Source organism: Mesorhizobium sp. M7A.F.Ca.CA.002.05.1.1, assembly GCF_003998335.1.
Classification (GTDB): Bacteria; Pseudomonadota; Alphaproteobacteria; order Rhizobiales; family Rhizobiaceae; genus Mesorhizobium.
Map to the genome: position 1 here is coordinate 1 of NZ_RZQI01001447.1, position 845 is coordinate 845.

An 845-nucleotide genomic window follows, 5' to 3' on the forward strand; every position below is an offset into this window, starting at 1 on the left:
GGTACTGGACTGTCTGCACATCCGGCACCGCGACCTGGGATTGCGGCACATAGTTCGATTGGGCGTTAACCGACACGGCCTCCGCCGCAACGAATGTGGCGGAGAGAGTGGCCGCCAGAAGGCTCGTTGTGATTCTGTTCATTGGTTTTCTCCTCGATGGTTTTGGCGGACGTCCCTGTGCCGGGAAAACGAGCGGCGCATACAATTGTTCCCCAGACTGGATGCCGCTGTCGGGCAGAAATGCCAGTGTTCCCTTGGCTGTTCTCCCACCGGTGGCGCGGCTGGCAAGTGTCGCGACAGGCCGAAGCCACCCGTGTTTGCGAGCTCTCTTTTTCCGGTTGACCGGTCGAGGCACTCTCCCTATGTTCCGCGCAATTTCGAGGGCCGCCTTTCGCCCGCGGGAGCGCGTAGCTCAGCCGGTAGAGCAACTGACTTTTAATCAGTAGGTCATGGGTTCGAATCCCATCGCGCTCACCAAATCCACCCGATGAACTGTCACCCATCTCTCGGGAAGGGCACACCATAACGGGCGGGGAAGCCGTCAACGCTTCCAGAAATCGCGGTGCGGTGCGAGCAATTCGTCGGCGATTTCGGGGAAGGGGCCAAAGACCTCGATCTTTTTCTGGCCGGAGCCGAGGACGGTGCGCGAAGAGAGGCTCATCGTCGGATTCTCAGCGTGATCCCCGGTGAGCGCCAGCAGCTCGGTCTCCTCGATCCCGTAAACCAGCCGCCCGATATTGGCCCAATACATCGTGCCGGCGCACATGGCGCACGGCTCGAAGGTTGAGACCAGCGTGCATTGCCACAGGGACTCCGGCTCGTAGGCCGCCGCCGCGCGCCGGGCG

The 845-nt window shown here is 61.8% G+C and carries 1 tRNA gene and 1 pseudogene; one reads left to right on the plus strand and one right to left on the minus strand.

The annotated features are described in order from the left end of the window. The first annotated feature begins 401 nt into the window (after positions 1 to 401). Positions 402 to 477 (plus strand) — tRNA-Lys (locus EN939_RS36250). Between the two features lie 64 nt (positions 478 to 541). Here the strand turns inward: EN939_RS36250 and EN939_RS36255 are convergent. After that, positions 542 to 845, minus strand: a pseudogene (locus EN939_RS36255) (deaminase); the annotation flags it as partial.